The following is a 16,824-nucleotide window of genomic DNA, read 5'->3' on the forward strand; positions in this document are numbered from 1 at the left end:
AGGCAATAACGAACGGCCTAGCGGCAAGCGTGCAATCAGCGCGCGAATCCCGGCTCGATTCCACCCCTTTTGCACAGTTCGCTCCCTCTTTTGCGCGCAAAAATACAACCAATGCGTGCTTAAGATAAATCTTCAGCATGCCATGGTGGGAAAATTTCATACTGAGCCCTCTATTATGAAATTAAGAACTAAAATCAGTTGCACTGATGAAATAGGAATGATTATTACTTTCGAATGTCATGACACATCGCAACTACCCCCTTCCGGTCCAAACCGGAATGAAAGACCGTTTTATGGTTTCGCGCGTGACTGCACGCATATCCCATGCCCTGATCTTGCTGTTCATCGTTTCGGTGATCGGCTTTGCGTTGTTGCGGCTCATGCCCGGCGACTTTGCCGAAATCCTTCTGATGGCGCAGATGGATGGCACCCTGCCCGATGCCGATCAGGTGGCGCGCTATGCCGATCAGAACGGTCTGAATGATCCCCTGCCCCAACAATATCTGCGTTGGCTTTTCGCGCTTTTGCAGGGGGACCTTGGCACATCCTTTATCACCGACGAGCCGATCATAAGCGATATCACGCTCCGTATGGGGCAATCGCTTTTGCTAGCCGTGCTGTCGATGTCACTTGCCCTGATCATTGCTGTGCCGATTGGTATCGTCTGTGCGCGCTATCCCGGCAGCCGAATTGATCGCATTGCCGGCATGATCAGTGTCATTGGCATGTCGATCCCGAATTTCTGGTACTCGCTGCTTCTCGCTCTTTTGTTTTCGCTTGTACTCGGTTGGCTGCCGACCGGCGGGCATGGCACATGGGCGCATGCGGTTCTGCCGACATTGGTGATTGCGACCTCGATCGCAGGCGTACTGTCGCGCTATGTGCGGGGCAGCCTGCTTGAAGAACTGTCCAAACCTTATATCCGCACCGCCAAGGCCAAGGGGTTAAGCCGCCTGCGCACCGTTCTGCGCCACGCGGTGCCCAATACCGCGCCCGGTATCCTGACCTTTTCGGGCATGCAGTTTGCGCGAATTTTTGATGGCATGATCATTGTCGAAACCCTGTTTGCCTGGCCGGGGCTTGGCCGGTTCCTGGTGGAATCGCTATTGAACCGCGATTACCCGGCCATTCAGGCCTGCTTCCTGTTGATTGCGGGCAGTTACATTCTGGTCAATCTGATCGTTGATCTGAGCATTGCCTTTTACGATCCCCGCACCCGGGAGATCGTGTGATGCAGATGGAACGGATGTCATTTACCGGGGGGAAGCTGTTTCATGCCGGACGCCGCGTGTTTCGCGGTTATGTTCTGGTGATGGCGCTGGTGATCCTTGCGGTTTTGATCCTGCCGTTCTTTGCGCCCAATGATCCCTACAAGACACAGTTCCTGTTCCGGCTTCAGCCGCCAAGTTTTGATTATCCGCTTGGCACCGACGCGCTGGGGCGATGCGTTTTATCGCGCCTGATGTATGGCGCGCGCCTGACCACCGCCGCGGCCCTTGCGGTTGTCATTTCGGCATCCGTAATCGGCAGCCTGATCGGAACCCTTGCGGGGATGGTGGGCGGCATTATGGACCGGGCCATCATGCGGTTTTGCGAAGGCATGTCGGTTTTCCCGGCCCTTGCCATTTGCATGATCATTGCCGGGACATTGGGGCTTGGTCTTCAGGCGGTGATCATTGCGCTGATTACCGTGCACTGGACCGACTATGCCCGGGTGGTACGCAATGCGGTAATTGTCGAGCGTACCAAACCCTATGTCATGGCGGCCGAGGCCCTTGGTGCCCGCCACCACCGCATCGCACATCGTCATATTTTTCCGAACATCATCGGCCCGCTTCTCACCCTTGCGGCCTATTCCATGTCCTGGGCGATCCTGGCTTTTGCAGGATTGAGCTTTTTGGGACTGGGTGTCGAACCCGGCACGCCGGAATGGGGCCTGATGATTGCTGAATCGCGCAATTACCTGCGCGATCACCCTCGCCTGGTGCTTGCACCGGGCCTGACCATTGCGGCGTTTGTCGTCGCGGTCAATCTGCTCGGAGACATGTTGGGAGACCGTTTCCGGCTTCGTCAGATCAACTACCTTCACTAGATGGACAGAGACAGTAAGATGATCAAAAAGACACTTCTGGGTGCTGCCTTCGCAGCGATTGCCATGGGCAGCTTTGCCCTGGCCCCGCAACCTGCACAGGCAACCGAGGACAACACGCTTGTCATCGGTACCATGTGGGAATCCATGCCGCTTGCCATGAAGCCGCGTCGCTCGCGCTTCTTTAATGAAAGTGAAATCCTCGATACCCTGGTCAAGCTTGACTATGACCTGAAACCGATCCCCGGTCTTGCCACAAGCTGGAGCCGCGTTTCCCCGACCGTCTGGCAGTTCAAGCTGCGTGAAAATGTCGTTTTCCATGACGGTACCAAGCTGGATGCCGAAGCGGTCAAATTCTCGCTCGAACGGGTAATTGATCTGCTGCCGTATGCCGCAGACCTTCTCAACATCAAATCGATCACGGCGGTTTCGCCGCTGGTGCTTGAGATCGAAAACACCGAACCGTTTGCCGCCCTGCCCAACCAGCTTTCCGACGCGATCACGGTTGTCTATGCCAAGGCATCCTTTGATGATGCTGGCGAGTTCGTCAAACCGGTCGGGACCGGCCCATGGGTATTTGAAGAATACAAAAAGCAGGATCGCACCATTGTGACCCGCTTTGACGATTATTGGGGCGAAAAACCGGCCCTTGAGAAAGTCGTTTATCGCTATATCCCGGATCACAACTCCCGCACGTTGGCGCTTGAAGCGGGCGAGATTGATTTTGTCACCAACATGCTGCCCTCGGACGTCAAGCGTCTGTCTGAAGATGAAGACTTCAAGGTCTATGCCGAGCCGACCTCGGGCCTTTATTACGGTGCGTTCAATGCCGGTGAGAAAAGCGTTCTGTCGGATGTACGCATCCGTCGTGCGGTGAATGCGCTGGTGGATCGTGATCTGATTGTCAAAGGCGCGCTTGACGGTATTGGCGAGCCGGCCTGGGAATTCTTTGCCCCGACCTTTGACTGGGCCCCGCAGGCGGACGAGAAATACACCCTTGATCCGGAACTTGCCGCATCCCTTCTGAGCGATGCAGGCTATGAGAAAACCGATGGCAAATGGATGAAGGACGGCGAACAGCTGACCCTGCGTATCCTGAGCTATTCCTCGCGCACCGAAATGCCGATGATCACGGAGGCGATGGCCGCCCTTCTCAATGAACAGGGCATTGCCACCGAAGTCGGCATGTATACCTGGGGCGGGATGCTCGATCTGGTCAAACAGGGTGAATATGACGTTTCAGTCGTCTTCTGGACCCCGGAAATGACTGGTCATCCGGACCTGCACCTGAAATCGCAGTTCCATTCCAAGGCAGGCCTGAACTATCAGTTCTGGGCAAACGAAGCATTTGATGCCGCTGTCGACAAGGGCCGCACCCTTGATCCGGGTGCAGAACAGGTCGCGACCTATACCGAAGCGATGAACATCCTGCATGACGAAGCACCGATCATTCCGCTGGTGCACAAGGTGTTTGTTGTTGCCTCGACCAAGGATCTCGAGAACTACCGCATCCATCCGTCGGGCTTCTTCTTTGACTTCAAGAGCGTGTCGAAATAACCCTCGCGCACTTTGATCCAGCATAACGACCAAGAGCCGCCCCTTATCGGGCGGCTCTTTTGGTTTTTGGCAGAGATCCGGGCTTTAACGATGGAAACTACGGTTGTTGATTTTTCATTCCGGGTCCGTAATGCGTCTATTACGGTCAATCAACAGACTTTAATTTGATTAATTACTGAACCAGTAACGGTAAAGATCCGAGCTCGTCTGGCTTGTCATTTCAGGATTATCGAGGTCGATAATGTTCAAGCCGGGATGTTCCCGGAGGAAGCTGATGGCTGCCGATATTGTCGGGTGTTCGCGAAAATAGCGGTCTATAGCCCCGTCCTTTTCCGCGGCCTGAAAACCCTTTTCGATCATGTCGTGCAAAGCTTCGCTGTCCTTGCGCACATAAAAATAAAAGTCATAGGGATAGCGCAGCAGCAATTTTTCATAGACGGCAAGATCGTGCTGTTTGATGAGCGCCGAGATATTGTTTGTTTTGATCTCATGGATCGCAAGATGCATCGCATCAAACCGCTTGTTTTCAAGCATGCTATACAGGTTTTGCCCCGGCCCGCCCGTGACACAAAGTCCGGCATGTTTGAGAATGACTGTATCCACCCAGGAATTACCAGACCCGATACAAACGCTTTTGAGGTGTTCTTCATCATCGACGAAATCGAGAGTCTTGAGATTATCGGCCTTCGTGATCAGCAACCGATATCCTTGCAGGCCCTTGGTCAGGGGGAAGGCAATCTGCAACAAGTCACGTTCGGCAGTGCGGCTATATCCGGCAAGAGCAACATTCACCTCACCGTGATCGAGCATCTTAAACACCCGCCTTTGCGACAGGCCTTCAACAGGAACGATTTCGAGGCGATGGCGCCCCGGCGCATATTCAAGAGCCAATTCAAGCAAGCCGGTCTGAGCCGCATAATGGGCTTCGCGCCCGGCGGGCAACGGCACCTTGAGTGTTTCGGCATATAGCGGTTTGGCCATCATCAAGGCAATCAGAACCAAACCCCAAAAACATCTGAGCACTGACACCATCCCGTTCCTAATTAATCCGACCTGTTTTGCAAATCGACCTACACTGATTTAGGTGGGGATTATCCGTACGGGAAACAGCCCTATCGACACGCAACGACTAAAAAATCACGCCCCAGGGTCCAAACAGCATCGAAATCCTGCGCGGATAGAAAATTGACGACTTTCAGCTTGACGCTACGTTATGTTATATCATAACAAATAAAGTCGAATGAAAAACCCACCTCAGACCGGATGAATCATATGCCTTCCTTGCGCCACTCGCTCCGTCGATTTTTGCTTGCCGCCCCGCTTTTTGTCGCAGCCCCGCTGAGTGCAGCTGCCCATGGCGATGATGCCCTGAAGGTCGTGACATCCATCAAGCCAGTGCACGGAATTACCAGTGCCATCATGAAGGGTATCGGTGAGCCGGTCCTGTTGATTGATGGCGCGTCTTCGCCGCACACCTATTCACTGCGCCCCAGCGAAGCGCGCGCCTTGAATGACGCCGATCTTGTGATTTACGTGTCGCACGCGCTTGAAGGTTTCCTTAAAAAACCGCTTGAGAGTCTGTCGGGCCATAGCCATCAGCTGGAACTCGTTTCACTCACGGAATTGGCGCTGCGTGACATGCGTGAAGGCGGCACATGGGAAGCACACATGCATGATCATGAAGGTCATGACCATGATGATCATGAGGACCATGATGAGCATGATGATCATGAGGACCATGACGAACATGCCCATGATGACGACCACGACCACGATCACGACCATGACGCCGAACATGATCATGAGGAACATGAGGACCATGATCATGACCACGCGGCAGAACATGATGACCATGAAGAACACCATGACGAGGCCCACAACCACGACGACCACGATGGTGTCGACCCGCATATCTGGATGGATCCGGCCAATGGGGCGTCGATTGCGATTGCCATTGCCGATGAGCTGGCCGAGATTGATCCGGAACATGCCGAGGACTATCGCGCAAACCTGCAGACACTGCTTGCAAGCCTGACCAACCTTGGTAATGATCTTCGGGCAAAAGTTGCGCCGATCCATGACAAACCCTATGTCGTATTCCATGATGCCTATCAGTATCTCGAAGCCGGCTTTGGTTTGAATGCGGTCGGATCGATTACGGTATCACCTGATCAGAAGCCCGGAGCCAAACGCCTTCATGAAATCGAAGACAAAATCCATGATACAGGCGCTGTCTGCATTTTTGCCGAACCGCAATTCCGCCCGGCAATCGTTCAGGCTGTGGTCTCGGACACGGGTATCCGCACCGGCACGCTTGACCCGCTCGGTTCTGACATTGCAGCTGGTCCAAATGCCTATCAGGAAATTCTGGAACAGAATGTCGACGCCCTTGTCGACTGCCTTGGTTCCGGCTCGTAAAACAGCTTCGATGACTTTGGTTGCCAGCGCTTGTGTGCTGGCAACCGCCCCGTCGGCATTTGCGCATCCGCATGTCTGGATCGACGCAAATGCCGAATTTGTTTTTGAAGACGATAAGATTACGGCTGTGCATGTGCACTGGGTCTTTGACGACCTGTTTAGCATGACCATGATCGACGAGTTCGATAAGAACTATGACACCCGTTTCTTTGACGATGAAAATACCGCGGTGCATGACAATGCCTTTGCCGCCCTTGCCGAGTTTTCATGGCTGACACATCTGCGCAAGAACGAAGAACTGATTGCCTTTAGCGGTGCGCGTGATTTTGTCGCCGATATTACCGATGACCGTCGGGCAACCTATGATTTCACCCTGATGCTGGAAACACCGCTGGACCCGATGCAGGATGCCATCAGCCTGTCGGTCTATGACGCGGAATACTATATTGATGTTGCCTACACGCAGGTCGATCCCGTCCTGTTTGCCGGGGCCAGCAACCTGTCCTGCCATTTCGAGATGAGCGAAGATGAAAAGAACCGCATCTATTTTGACCTTGTCGCTCCGATCCGTGCCGACGTTATTTGCGCGGCCAAGGTGGCAGATGGCAGCAATTCTCGCGGCCTTGCTCCTGGCGATTTCGTTCTCGTCGAGTAATCCGGCAGCAGCACAATCTTCAAACCTTCTGGGCCGTGGGGCCGCTGATAGCAGTGAAAGTACGCCTGCGACTGCACCGGGCACCAACGCCCCCGACGACAGCTTCGTGTCCCTGCCCGACTGGCTGTCCGATATCATCGGTCAAACAGTCATCATTCAGACCAAGCTTAACCGTGAAATCACCGCCACCCTGCGCGAGGCCAAAAACGGCGACAGTTTCTGGCCGGGTCTTGTCATTATTGCCCTCTCCTTTGGCTATGGCGTTTTTCACGCGGCGGGTCCCGGACATGGCAAAATGATCACCACCACCTATTTCCTGTCACGTGATGCCGGATGGAAACAGGGTGTGGCGATGGGCAGTTTGATTGCCGCGGTTCAGGCCGTGTCGGCCATCATCATGGTGGGCGGTCTGACCCTGATCCTTAATCTGGGCCCGGCGGCTGTCACCAAGAACGGCCTGATCATGGAGACGGTGTCATATGCCTTGATTGCTGTGCTGGGCGCTGTGATGGCGCTTCGTATCCTGCAGGGCCGTGACGACTGTTGTGATCACCATGGACCGGGCGAGCATCACCACCATCATCATGATCACGATCATGCGCATGACCATGATCATCACGGGCATCATCACGATCACCATGACCATCACGCCCCTGCCGTTCAATCCAACTGGCAGATGATCTCGACCGGCATTGTCGCGGGCTTACGTCCCTGTACGGGATCGATCCTTGTGCTGCTGTTTACGCTGGCCAATGGCATGTTCCTGATCGGGATCGGCGCGGCCTTTGCCATGGCGCTGGGCGTTGCGATTACGGTCAGTCTGATCGGGCTGGCCGCGATTGGCATCCGGACCGGAACCCAACATATCTTCAGCCTGTCGGAAGCATCATCAGGCATCCTTCGCCGCACGGTCGGTTTTACCGGAGCTGCGATCATTACCCTGTTCGGGGTGATGCTGTTGCTGGCGTCCGCCCGGCAACTGGGCTGGCTATAATCAGGATTTGTAGGCGGCCGGGATGCTGTCTGTTGCCTTGATCAAGGCATCCATCACCATACGCACCCCGGGCGAGCGCCGCATATCAGGATGGACCACCAGCCAGACCGACTTGCTGAGTTCGGCCAAGCTATCATCGGCGACCACTTCCAACCGGTCATCTTCGTCGGCCATATAACGCGGCAGCAAACCCAGCCCGTGCCCCGTGGCAACGAAGGCCTGAACGGTCTGGGTGTCGTCGGCTTTTACCCGCACGGGCAGCTCCTGATCCAATGTATCCCAGACCCACCCTTGCTGATAATCGCCAAATGTATTGCGACCATCGGCACAGAATTCCCAATTTTCCTTGGCCACGCGGTCGGTATAGCCCTTGGCGGCATAAACCGCATAACGCAGATCCACCAGTTTACGGACAATCAGGCCGCTTTGATCCGGGCGGACCATGCGCACCGCCACGTCCGCCTCGCGCCGGGCCAGATTGGCAACAACGCTTGATCCCAGAATTTCATATTCAAGGTTCTTCTGGTCACGCAGCAACTCCGCCAGACGCGGAGCAAACAGCAATCGACCGGCACTGGGCGGGACGGCGATCTTGACAACCCCATGGGCACTTTCATCGCCGCGTGCCTGACGCTCGAATACAAGCACATCATCCTCGATCCGCAAGGCGACCGGCATCAGGTTTTCGCCAGCCTCGGTCAGTTTCCAGCCCGTGGCCAGACGATCAAACAGATGTGCACCAAGATCGGCTTCAAGCGCTTCGATCCGGCGTGAAACCGTTGTGTGATCCTTGCCAAGGCATCTTGCCGCGCCAGACAAGGTTCCTTCCTTTGCCACCGCAACAAAGAAACGCAGATCATTCCAGTTCATCAATCCGTTCCCGGCTCGGTTTGCATACATTTGATCACCTGCGTAACGCCGAAAACAACGTTCGACCATTGCGCAAATCTGCACAACTGTAGCGCAGTTTATCGGAATTCATTTGTATTTTTGCGCATGCCAACCTTGTCGACATTACAGAGCCCAACCGATCAAGGAGCATCAAAATGGCAGCCTCACACCATCTCGAATGTCATTCCGTCGTTGGTTGCCTTTCGAACACCTCATCGTCGGAGATGGTTGCACAACGCCCAAGCTCCCCTGCCGCGCGCCACCACGCTACCCAGGGCATTCGCGCGATCATCCCGACGATCCTTAAGGCTTTGCTGGCGGCTTACAAACGGCATCATAACCGAAATGCCCTTCATCGGCTGAGCGATGATCAATTGCGTGACATTGGTCTGGAACGCACACGTGACGGATACGCCACACGTGACGGCTATTGATTATTCTTCAATTCCCGTCCCCCGAACATCAAAGCGGCCCCGGTCCGAAACAGAACCGTTGGCAATCGACACGCTTTGATGCCACCAGCCTGGCAACAGGTTTTCGCCAGGCTGGTCAATGCCTCCCTTAAGGCATGCAAAGGCCCCTGCACTGCAGGGGCCTTTGTCCATTTTGAAACACTTGATCAGACCTGATATTCCTCGGCGATGTTATCGGCGGCCTTGACGAGGGCATCCATCACAAGGCGTACACCCGGCGAGCGGCGCATATCGGGATGGACGACCATCCAGACACTTTCGCGGCTGCGCCCGTCGACATCGGCGTGGATCAGTTCCAGTTCCTCGTCCTGATCGCCGAAATAGCGTGGCAAGACACCTACCCCGTGCCCGGCCGCGATGAACTGTCGCACGGTTTCGGTATCATCGGCCCGGAAACGGCAAGGCAATTCACGATCCAGCACCGTTCGTACCCATTCGCGCTTGGACGCGCCATAGGTGGTGTCTTCGTAGCCGCAGAATTCCCAATGCATTTCCGGCACGCGTTCCTGATACCCGACCGCGCCATACAGCCCGACCCCCAGCTCTACCAGTTTTCGGGTAATCAGGCCCGGTTCACGGGGCGTGATCATACGCACAGCAATATCGGCCTCGCGCCGGGCAAGGTTAACGATGTTGGCCGCCCCGACGATTTCAAATTCGAGTCCCTGATGCGCCTTGAGCAAGCGGGCAAGACGCGGGGCAAACAGCACACGCCCGGCCACCGGTGGCACGGAAATGCGCACCACGCCGTGGGCCGCTTCATCGCCCTTTGCCTGTCGCTCGAAAGTCAGGGCTTCTTCTTCGACTCGTTCTGCGACAGGAACAAGATTTCGACCCGCCGAGGTCAGCTGCCAGCCGCGTGGCAATCGGTCAAAAAGCTTCGTTCCAAGATCACCTTCGAGCGCCTCTATCCTTCTTGCAACGGTGGTATGCTCTTTACGCAGACGTCGCGCCGCACCCGATAAGCTATTTTCTTCTGCAAGAACAAGGAAATAGCGCAAATCGTTCCAATTCATAGCCGCTATTTCACCTCTTGGAATCACTTCAAATTTCCGTGCATTTTTGCACACTAACTATGCAAAACAAAGTAATTCCCGTTTTATTTCGCATATGACATTTTCCGCTCATCGAAAGGCAATCAACCGTAGATCAAAGGAGGCCATTATGGCACACACGGTTTCCGCTGCACCGCAGTTCAACGTCTCTGCAGACCCGTTCACCAAACGCATGCCGTTCGGGTCTATCCTGAGCCAGATCGCCGCCAAAATTGGCCCGGCACGTGCTCATAAAGCCGCCAGCTACGGTTGGGATTCGCTTAGCCACGCAGAACTTGCCGACCTCGGTCTGCAGCGCAAGTTCAACGGTTCGACCTGGTATGTCGACCGTATCCAGGGCTAAGCCTTGACCCGGTTGCGACACCGATAACGTCGCATGGACTACCCTGATGAAAAAAGGGACCCTTTCGGGTCCCTTTTTTTGTGTCTGAGCATTGGGCGTTTGATCAGAAACGATCAGCTGCGCAGTGCCTTGACCCTATCGGTTGCTTCCTGTGCAAGCTTTGTAATCTTGCCCCAATCGCCTGACTTGACCGCATCCTTGGGCGCAACCCAGGAACCGCCCACCGTAATGATGTTTGGCAGGGCCAGATAGTCAGCCAGGTTGGACAGCGACACGCCACCGGTCGGGCAGAAGGATACCTGCGGCAACGGACCGGAAATGGCTTTGAGCATCGAAACCCCGCCCTGCTGTTCGGCCGGGAAGAATTTCAGGATGTCATAGCCATGATCAATCAGGTTCATGATTTCAGACGGCGTCCCCGCCCCCGGAAGCAGCGGGCATCCGGTGTCTTTGGCCGCTTTCAGCAGACCTTCGGTATGGCCCGGGGAGACAGCAAAGGCACAGCCGATTTCGGCCATGCGTTCCATCTGCTTGGCATTGACGACCGTTCCGGCACCGGTAATCGCATCGGGCACTTCGGCAATTATGCGTTTGATGCTTTCTTCGGCCGCCGCACTTCGCAGGGTGATTTCAAGCACCGGCAAACCACCGGCGACCAGTGCCTTGGCAAGCGGCACGGCATCGTTGGCGTCTTCGATCACCAGAACCGGTACCACCGGCGCCTTGGACAGAATTTCTCGCGATGAAAGGCTCATAAACTTTCCTCCAGTTTTCGATTACGCCGTTAAAATCTTGGCGCAACCGATCAGGGCCGGGTATTTCGCCGTCATCAGGCGCACCGGCACATCATTCATCAAATCACGGAACCGCCCTTTGGCGATCATGCGCTCCTTGAGCGCGCTTTTCTTCATATAATCAGTAATGCGCGGACCAATCCCGCCGCCGATAAACACCCCGTCAAAGGCGCCGAGCGTTAAGACCAGATCCCCGGCAACACCGCCAAGGAACATGCAGAACCGATCCAGCACCTTGCAGCACAGCGGATCATTGGCACCAAGGGCTGCTTCAACCACCTCGGCTGCGGTTTTGGGCGATACATCCAGCCCGTCAATCGCAGCAAGCGCCCGATAAAGGTTTTCAATCCCCATCCCCGACAGCACACGTTCGGCCGATACCCGGTCCAACTCACCCGACAGGAATTTGACGATCTCGTAATCGAGATCATCAACAGCGGGCAATGACACATGCCCGCCTTCGCCCTGGATTGGAAGCCATTTACCTTCGTGAGGTAAAAGTCCCGAAACACCAAGACCCGTGCCCGCACCGACCACTGCCAAAGGCAAGCCTTGGCGCCCCGGTCCATCAAACAGCGTGATCAGGTCTTCGTCGCCAAGATAGGGAACCGACATGGCCAGACCGGTGAAATCATTGACCACCACCAGCCGATCCAGATTGAATTCGGCCTTAAGTGCGTCTTTGGAAAACACCCACGGATTATTGGTGAACTTGACCGTATCGGCCATGGCGGGACACGCCACGGCCACCGCAAATTCACGCAAATCCGTGCAGTCGGTTTTGGCCATGAAATCGCGCATGGCATCACCGATGGTGGCATAGTCACGCACCGGCAATGTCATGGGTGTATAGGGATCGCCAGCCTCATCCAGCCAGGCAAAGCGGGCATTGGTCCCGCCAATATCACCAACCAGCTGCATTATGCGACTTCAGCCTCCCCCGGGAAGGCCGCACTGGCACCAAGTTCCGCCAGACCAACATGTTCGCGGAAGACGCCAAACATCTCGCGGCCAAAGCCGTCCTGATGTTCGGCCTTGTTATCAAAGGTCGCAAAGTCACGCTTGGCCAGTTCGGCCTCGGTAACATTGAGCAACAGCTCGCCGGTTTCGGCATCAAGGCGAATGACGTCACCATCCTGAACCTTGGCGATCGGGCCGTTCATCATGCCTTCGGGTGTCACATGAATGGCGGCCGGAACCTTGCCCGATGCGCCAGACATGCGGCCATCGGTGACAAGGGCAACCTTGTAACCAAGATCCTGCAAGACACCCAGCGGCGGGGTTAGCTTGTGCAGTTCGGGCATCCCGTTGGCCTTCGGGCCCTGGAAGCGGACGACACAGACGACGTCACGATGCAGCTTGCCTTCCTTGAAGGCGTCCATCATTTCTTCCTGGGATGTAAACACCGCAGCCGGGGCTTCGATCACGCGATTTTCCGGTTTCACAGCGGAAACCTTGATCACGGAACGGCCGAGATTGCCCGAAAGCATGCGCAGGCCGCCATCGGCACTAAACGCCTTTTCGGCCGGACGCAGGATTTCCTCGTCATGGCTGTTTTCCGGCGCATCACGCCAGGCAAGCTTGCCATCATCAAGGAACGGCTCGGTGCCATAGGCCGCCACGCCACCGGTATGAATCGTTTCAAGATCCGGGTGCAAAATACCGTTCTTGAGCAGGTCGGAAATCACAAAGCCCATGCCGCCCGCGGCATGGAAGTGGTTCACATCCGCCTGGCCGTTCGGATAAACCCGGCACAGAAGCGGCACCAGACGCGACAGCTCATCGAAATCATCCCAACGCAGCTCGATCCCGGCGGCACGCGCCATGGCGGGCAGATGCAGGGTATGGTTGGTCGACCCGCCGGTGGCGAGCAAGCCAACAATACCGTTCACAAACGCCTTCTCATCCAGGATCTTGCCAATCGGGCGATAGTCATTGCCAAGCTTGGTGATTTGCATGGCGCGACGTGCAGCTTCTTCGGTCAGCGCATCACGCAGGTCGGTGTTCGGATTGACGAATGCCGCCCCCGGAAGGTGCAAGCCCATGACTTCCATCAGCATCTGGTTGGAGTTCGCCGTGCCATAGAAGGTACAGGTCCCCGGGCTGTGATAAGACGCGGTTTCTGCTTCGAGCAGTTCCTTGCGACCAACCTTGCCCTGGGCATAAAGCTGACGGATGCGGGCCTTTTCATTGTTGGGAAGGCCCGATGGCATCGGACCGGCCGGCACAAACACCGCCGGGATATGGCCATAAGACAGTGCGCCCATGACAAGGCCCGGAACGATTTTATCGCAGACGCCAAGATACATGGCAGCATCAAACACGTCATGCGACAGCGATACCGCGGTCGACATGGCAATGACATCGCGGGAGAACAGCGACAATTCCATGCCCGGACGGCCTTGCGTGACACCATCACACATGGCGGGAACGCCGCCGGCAACCTGTGCGGTGCCACCGGCCTCATAGACGGCCTTTTTGATACGGTCGGGATAAACGCCAAGCGGCTGATGGGCCGAAAGCATATCGTTATAAGACGTCACGATGCCAAGGTTTGCACCGTCTTCGCCGTTAATGCGCTGCTTTTCCGCAGCCCCGCACCCGGCCGAGGCATGGGCAAGGTTGCCGCACGAAAGGGCCGCGCGATGCGGGCGGTCAGATGCCGCCGCCTCGATTTTAGCCAGATAGGCTTCGCGGGTTGGTTTGGAACGCTCGATAATGCGTTTTGTAATCTGTTCTATTTCACGTTTCATGGGGTTCAGCCTTTCGGGTTCTCGGCGCTCCACCACAGATCGACGGGGACATCGTTCTGTTGCAAGATTGCGCGAACCGGCATCTCTTCGATTTCCGTGCCGTTTTTCGCGGTTTCATAGGTCGACCATTTGGACTGTCCGGTAATATGGATCGCAATATACCGGGCATTGAGGATGGCGGGCAAAGTCATGCTGATGCGCGGGACCGGGGATACGGTCGGGCGGGCAGCGGCGACCAGTTCGCCATGCTTGGGATAAAGCCCCTTATCAAGGGCTTCGGGGGTTGAGGACGGGAAAAGCGATGCGGTATGGCCGTCATCCCCCATCCCCAAAAATACGATATCAAGCGGCCAGTGCATTTCGGTGCGCAGACGCGCGCTAACGGTTTCGACGGCGTCTTCCGGGCTGGTATCGGCTGTTTTCAGCGATACAAAGCGGGCATTCTGCGCTTCGTTGATAAACAGGTTATCGCGCACGAGCTTTTCATTGGACTGATCATCATCAAGCCCGACCCAGCGATCATCGCCAAGGGTGACAATCACCTTTGACCAATCCAGACGCGCCGTAGAAAGGGCCTGAAACAGCGGCTTGGGAAAGCGTCCGCCGGCCACAGCGATGCTGGCGTGACCACGGGTTGCGATGGCAAATTCCAGCCGATCAACGGTTTCCTTGACCATTGCCGCAAGCATTTCATCGCCGCTTTTAAATGTGCGTTCGTTTGTCATGTCTTCTTCCCGAAGTTGGGGTCATGGCGTGGTTGCGCAAGTCCCCGGCACCAGGCATTGCCGCCCGGGCCGGGGTGCACAATTCTAGAACCCGGCTTCTTCGTTCCAGGTCCGGCCATCACGTTCGATCAGTGCGATGGCCGCAGACGGGCCCCACGTTCCGGCGGTATATCCCTTGGGCGTGACATGATTGTTTTGCCACGCATCCTGAATGGCATCGACCCATTGCCAGGCAATGTCCTGTTCATCGCGACGGACAAACAGGGTGTTGTTCCCATCAATCGCATCAAGCAACAGACGCTCATAGGCATCGGGGCTGCGGCCACCAAACGCCTCGGCAAAGGACAGGTTGAGTGCGGTTGGGCGCAACCGAACAAGACCCGGCCCCGGGTTCTTGTTATTGAGCACAAGATGGATGCCGTCATCAGGCTGCAGGCGCAGGACCAGCTTGTTGGCCTGATAGTTGGTCATGGATTTTGCCAGCGGGAAAATCTGGTGCGGGACGTCACGGAACTGGATGACAATTTCCGAATGACGCTTGGGCAAACGTTTGCCCGTGCGCAAATAGAACGGCACACCCGACCAGCGCCAGTTATCAAGCTCTGCCCGGATGGCAACAAAGGTTTCCGTGGTGCTGTCGGTATTGGCACCATCTTCTTCAAGATAGCCCGGGACTTCCTTGCCGCCCACGGCCCCCTTGCGGTACTGCCCGCGCACGGTGGAGCTGTCGATATTGGAATCATTGATCGGTTGAAGGGCTTTGAGCACCTTGACCTTTTCATCACGCACCGCATCCTGATCCAGGACATAGGGTGGTTCCATGGCAACAAGGCAGAGAAGCTGCAGCATATGGTTTTGCACCATATCGCGCATGGCACCCGCATCGTCGTAATAGGACCAGCGGCCTTCGACCCCGACTTCCTCGCCAACCGTGATCTGCACATGATCGATGTGCGCACTGTTCCACAGCGGTTCGAACATCGCATTGGCAAAGCGCAGGATCATCAGGTTCTGCACCGTTTCCTTGCCAAGATAGTGGTCGATACGGAAGATCTGGCGTTCTTCGAACACTTCACCGATCTGGCCGTTGATTTCACGGCAACTGTCAAGATCATGGCCCAGCGGCTTTTCAAGCACGACACGGGAATTGGGCGTCACCAGACCGGCCTTTTTCAGATTGAAGGCCATGTCGGCAAACAGTGCCGGACTGGTGGAGAAATAATAGACACGGTCGCGATCAGGCTGATCGGACAGCTTTTCATGCAGGGTCTTGAAGCCGCTCTCATCACCGGCAGATACCTGCACATAGGCGATGCGATTGGCAAATTTCGACCAGATTTCTTTGTCAAACTCACCTTCGGGAATGAATTTCTTCCCGGCTTCGAGCAGTTTGGCCCGGAAGTCTTCGTCGCTATGTTCGCTGCGCGATGCGCCAAAGATGCGGGTTTCATCATCGAAACGGCCGGTGCGTTCCATTTCATACAGTGCGGGAAAAAGTTTACGTAACGCCAGATCTCCGGTCCCACCGAAAATCACGATATCCGCGATACGATGCTTAAGCCTTTGCCTTTGTTTCATTATGCCCTTAGCCTTCCAACGTTTCCTTCCCGTCGCCAAGGTGGGACCCCGGATCTTGCGATCCTGGCAGACAATCGGGGCACGGCCGATGCCGTGATACAGAACCGGATTTTCCGATCCTGTCTGTTTTTTGTCACCCGACAGGAATATGACACCCGCCTTAATGACCGATCTTCTGTAGTCAGATCGCTGACAACCGGAACCCTGACATCCGGCTCTGCTGTGTCCTGATCAGCAAAGCTATTTTATCAGGTTTCTAACGCGCACTGTTACACGATCCATGGGGGCAAGACCACTGCGATCACGCGCGATAGAAGACGTTTTACCGAAATCCGGTTTAACCGTAACAGTTTGTAGCAAAACCACTGAGATTACAGCCGGATTTCCTGCATTTTAGGACAGTTGAAACATCGTGCAACAATTTGATTCTCACCACCCCTTTGCACCGACTGACCAAACAGTTTGCCGTTTTGACAAAACCCGCACCTGTTGTTGACAA

Annotated in this window: 16 protein-coding genes; 8 read left to right on the forward strand and 8 right to left on the reverse strand. The window is 55.6% G+C overall.

The genetic code is table 11. The features are described from left to right. Positions 1-278: 278 nt before the first annotated feature. Genes ACXAIA_RS04995 through ACXAIA_RS05005 form a run of 3 tightly spaced genes read left to right on the forward strand, consistent with a single transcriptional unit; the run spans position 279 to position 3,646 of the window. Positions 279-1,232, forward strand: coding sequence for an ABC transporter permease (locus ACXAIA_RS04995; RefSeq protein ID WP_475348370.1), 954 nt, complete (start codon positions 279-281; stop codon positions 1,230-1,232). Then, entirely contained in the window at positions 1,232-2,092 is an 861-nt protein-coding gene (locus ACXAIA_RS05000) for an ABC transporter permease (protein ID WP_475348371.1), read from the forward strand. Before ACXAIA_RS04995 ends, ACXAIA_RS05000 begins: the two co-directional genes overlap by 1 nt. 18 nt (positions 2,093-2,110) lie before the next feature. Beyond that, on the forward strand, positions 2,111-3,646 hold the full coding sequence (locus tag ACXAIA_RS05005; RefSeq protein ID WP_475348372.1) for an ABC transporter substrate-binding protein: 1,536 nt from the start codon (positions 2,111-2,113) through the stop codon (positions 3,644-3,646). 168 nt (positions 3,647-3,814) lie between these two features. Here the strand turns inward: ACXAIA_RS05005 and ACXAIA_RS05010 are convergent, their stop codons facing one another. Further along, positions 3,815-4,669 carry a substrate-binding periplasmic protein gene (locus ACXAIA_RS05010; RefSeq protein ID WP_475348373.1) on the reverse strand — a complete coding sequence of 285 codons (855 nt, stop codon included), beginning with the start codon at positions 4,667-4,669 and terminating at the stop codon, positions 3,815-3,817. Between the two features lie 249 nt (positions 4,670-4,918). On the opposite strand from ACXAIA_RS05010, the gene ACXAIA_RS05015 reads away from it, so the two are divergent. From ACXAIA_RS05015 to ACXAIA_RS05025, 3 genes are read left to right on the forward strand one after another with little or no spacing between them, the layout of a single operon-like run. Next, positions 4,919-6,064, forward strand: coding sequence for a zinc ABC transporter substrate-binding protein (locus ACXAIA_RS05015; protein WP_475348374.1), 1,146 nt, complete (start codon positions 4,919-4,921; stop codon positions 6,062-6,064). Positions 6,065-6,074: 10 nt separating this feature from the next. After that, a complete protein-coding gene (locus ACXAIA_RS05020; RefSeq protein ID WP_475348375.1) occupies positions 6,075-6,719 on the forward strand; it encodes a DUF1007 family protein in 645 nt (214 codons plus the stop codon). Continuing rightward, positions 6,667-7,713, forward strand: a complete 1,047-nt coding sequence (locus ACXAIA_RS05025; protein ID WP_475348376.1) for a nickel/cobalt transporter — start codon at positions 6,667-6,669, stop codon at positions 7,711-7,713. The genes ACXAIA_RS05020 and ACXAIA_RS05025 overlap by 53 nt, the downstream gene beginning before the upstream one ends. Here the strand turns inward: ACXAIA_RS05025 and ACXAIA_RS05030 are convergent, their stop codons facing one another. Continuing rightward, a complete protein-coding gene (locus tag ACXAIA_RS05030; RefSeq protein WP_475348377.1) occupies positions 7,714-8,583 on the reverse strand; it encodes a LysR family transcriptional regulator in 870 nt (289 codons plus the stop codon). Between the two features lie 176 nt (positions 8,584-8,759). Here ACXAIA_RS05030 and ACXAIA_RS05035 point away from each other — a divergent pair, with 176 nt between their 5' ends. After that, complete coding sequence (locus tag ACXAIA_RS05035; RefSeq protein WP_475348378.1) at positions 8,760-9,038, forward strand: DUF1127 domain-containing protein; 279 nt, start codon at positions 8,760-8,762, stop codon at positions 9,036-9,038. Between the two features lie 185 nt (positions 9,039-9,223). On the opposite strand, the gene ACXAIA_RS05040 is transcribed toward ACXAIA_RS05035, so the two are convergent. Further along, positions 9,224-10,093: a LysR family transcriptional regulator gene (locus ACXAIA_RS05040; RefSeq protein WP_475346543.1), complete on the reverse strand. Its 870-nt coding sequence runs from the start codon at positions 10,091-10,093 to the stop codon at positions 9,224-9,226. 148 nt (positions 10,094-10,241) lie between these two features. On the opposite strand from ACXAIA_RS05040, the gene ACXAIA_RS05045 reads away from it, so the two are divergent. Beyond that, positions 10,242-10,475, forward strand: a complete 234-nt coding sequence (locus tag ACXAIA_RS05045) for a hypothetical protein (RefSeq protein WP_475348379.1) — start codon at positions 10,242-10,244, stop codon at positions 10,473-10,475. A 113-nt stretch (positions 10,476-10,588) separates the two neighbouring features. Here the strand turns inward: ACXAIA_RS05045 and ACXAIA_RS05050 are convergent, their stop codons facing one another. The 5 genes from ACXAIA_RS05050 to zwf form a co-directional block, all read right to left on the reverse strand. Further along, positions 10,589-11,230: a bifunctional 4-hydroxy-2-oxoglutarate aldolase/2-dehydro-3-deoxy-phosphogluconate aldolase gene (locus ACXAIA_RS05050; RefSeq protein WP_475348380.1), complete on the reverse strand. Its 642-nt coding sequence runs from the start codon at positions 11,228-11,230 to the stop codon at positions 10,589-10,591. Between the two features lie 21 nt (positions 11,231-11,251). Continuing rightward, positions 11,252-12,190 carry a glucokinase gene (gene glk / locus ACXAIA_RS05055; RefSeq protein WP_475348381.1) on the reverse strand — a complete coding sequence of 313 codons (939 nt, stop codon included), beginning with the start codon at positions 12,188-12,190 and terminating at the stop codon, positions 11,252-11,254. Beyond that, on the reverse strand, positions 12,190-14,022 hold the full coding sequence (gene edd / locus ACXAIA_RS05060) for a phosphogluconate dehydratase (protein ID WP_475348382.1): 1,833 nt from the start codon (positions 14,020-14,022) through the stop codon (positions 12,190-12,192). Before edd ends, glk begins: the two co-directional genes overlap by 1 nt. Positions 14,023-14,027: 5 nt before the next feature. Further along, complete coding sequence (gene pgl / locus ACXAIA_RS05065) at positions 14,028-14,747, reverse strand: 6-phosphogluconolactonase (protein ID WP_475348383.1); 720 nt, start codon at positions 14,745-14,747, stop codon at positions 14,028-14,030. 84 nt (positions 14,748-14,831) lie between these two features. Further along, complete coding sequence (gene zwf / locus ACXAIA_RS05070; protein ID WP_475348384.1) at positions 14,832-16,325, reverse strand: glucose-6-phosphate dehydrogenase; 1,494 nt, start codon at positions 16,323-16,325, stop codon at positions 14,832-14,834. Positions 16,326-16,824: the final 499 nt, after the last annotated feature.

Source organism: Thalassospira sp. ABL2_045 (assembly GCF_056161285.1).

What these genes read in the sequence shown, in the direction of transcription:
- ACXAIA_RS04995 (WP_475348370.1), top strand. Translation starts at nt 279, where the DNA reads ATGAAAGACCGTTTTATGGTTTCGCGCGTGACTGCACGCATATCCCAT.
- ACXAIA_RS05000 (WP_475348371.1), top strand. Translation starts at nt 1,232, where the DNA reads ATGCAGATGGAACGGATGTCATTTACCGGGGGGAAGCTGTTTCATGCC.
- ACXAIA_RS05005 (WP_475348372.1), top strand. Translation starts at nt 2,111, where the DNA reads ATGATCAAAAAGACACTTCTGGGTGCTGCCTTCGCAGCGATTGCCATG.
- ACXAIA_RS05015 (WP_475348374.1), top strand. Translation starts at nt 4,919, where the DNA reads ATGCCTTCCTTGCGCCACTCGCTCCGTCGATTTTTGCTTGCCGCCCCG.
- ACXAIA_RS05020 (WP_475348375.1), top strand. Translation starts at nt 6,075, where the DNA reads ATGACTTTGGTTGCCAGCGCTTGTGTGCTGGCAACCGCCCCGTCGGCA.
- ACXAIA_RS05025 (WP_475348376.1), top strand. Translation starts at nt 6,667, where the DNA reads ATGGCAGCAATTCTCGCGGCCTTGCTCCTGGCGATTTCGTTCTCGTCG.
- ACXAIA_RS05030 (WP_475348377.1), bottom strand. Translation starts at nt 8,583, where the DNA reads ATGAACTGGAATGATCTGCGTTTCTTTGTTGCGGTGGCAAAGGAAGGA.
- ACXAIA_RS05035 (WP_475348378.1), top strand. Translation starts at nt 8,760, where the DNA reads ATGGCAGCCTCACACCATCTCGAATGTCATTCCGTCGTTGGTTGCCTT.
- ACXAIA_RS05040 (WP_475346543.1), bottom strand. Translation starts at nt 10,093, where the DNA reads ATGAATTGGAACGATTTGCGCTATTTCCTTGTTCTTGCAGAAGAAAAT.
- ACXAIA_RS05045 (WP_475348379.1), top strand. Translation starts at nt 10,242, where the DNA reads ATGGCACACACGGTTTCCGCTGCACCGCAGTTCAACGTCTCTGCAGAC.
- ACXAIA_RS05050 (WP_475348380.1), bottom strand. Translation starts at nt 11,230, where the DNA reads ATGAGCCTTTCATCGCGAGAAATTCTGTCCAAGGCGCCGGTGGTACCG.
- glk (WP_475348381.1), bottom strand. Translation starts at nt 12,190, where the DNA reads ATGCAGCTGGTTGGTGATATTGGCGGGACCAATGCCCGCTTTGCCTGG.
- edd (WP_475348382.1), bottom strand. Translation starts at nt 14,022, where the DNA reads ATGAAACGTGAAATAGAACAGATTACAAAACGCATTATCGAGCGTTCC.
- pgl (WP_475348383.1), bottom strand. Translation starts at nt 14,747, where the DNA reads ATGACAAACGAACGCACATTTAAAAGCGGCGATGAAATGCTTGCGGCA.
- zwf (WP_475348384.1), bottom strand. Translation starts at nt 16,325, where the DNA reads ATGAAACAAAGGCAAAGGCTTAAGCATCGTATCGCGGATATCGTGATT.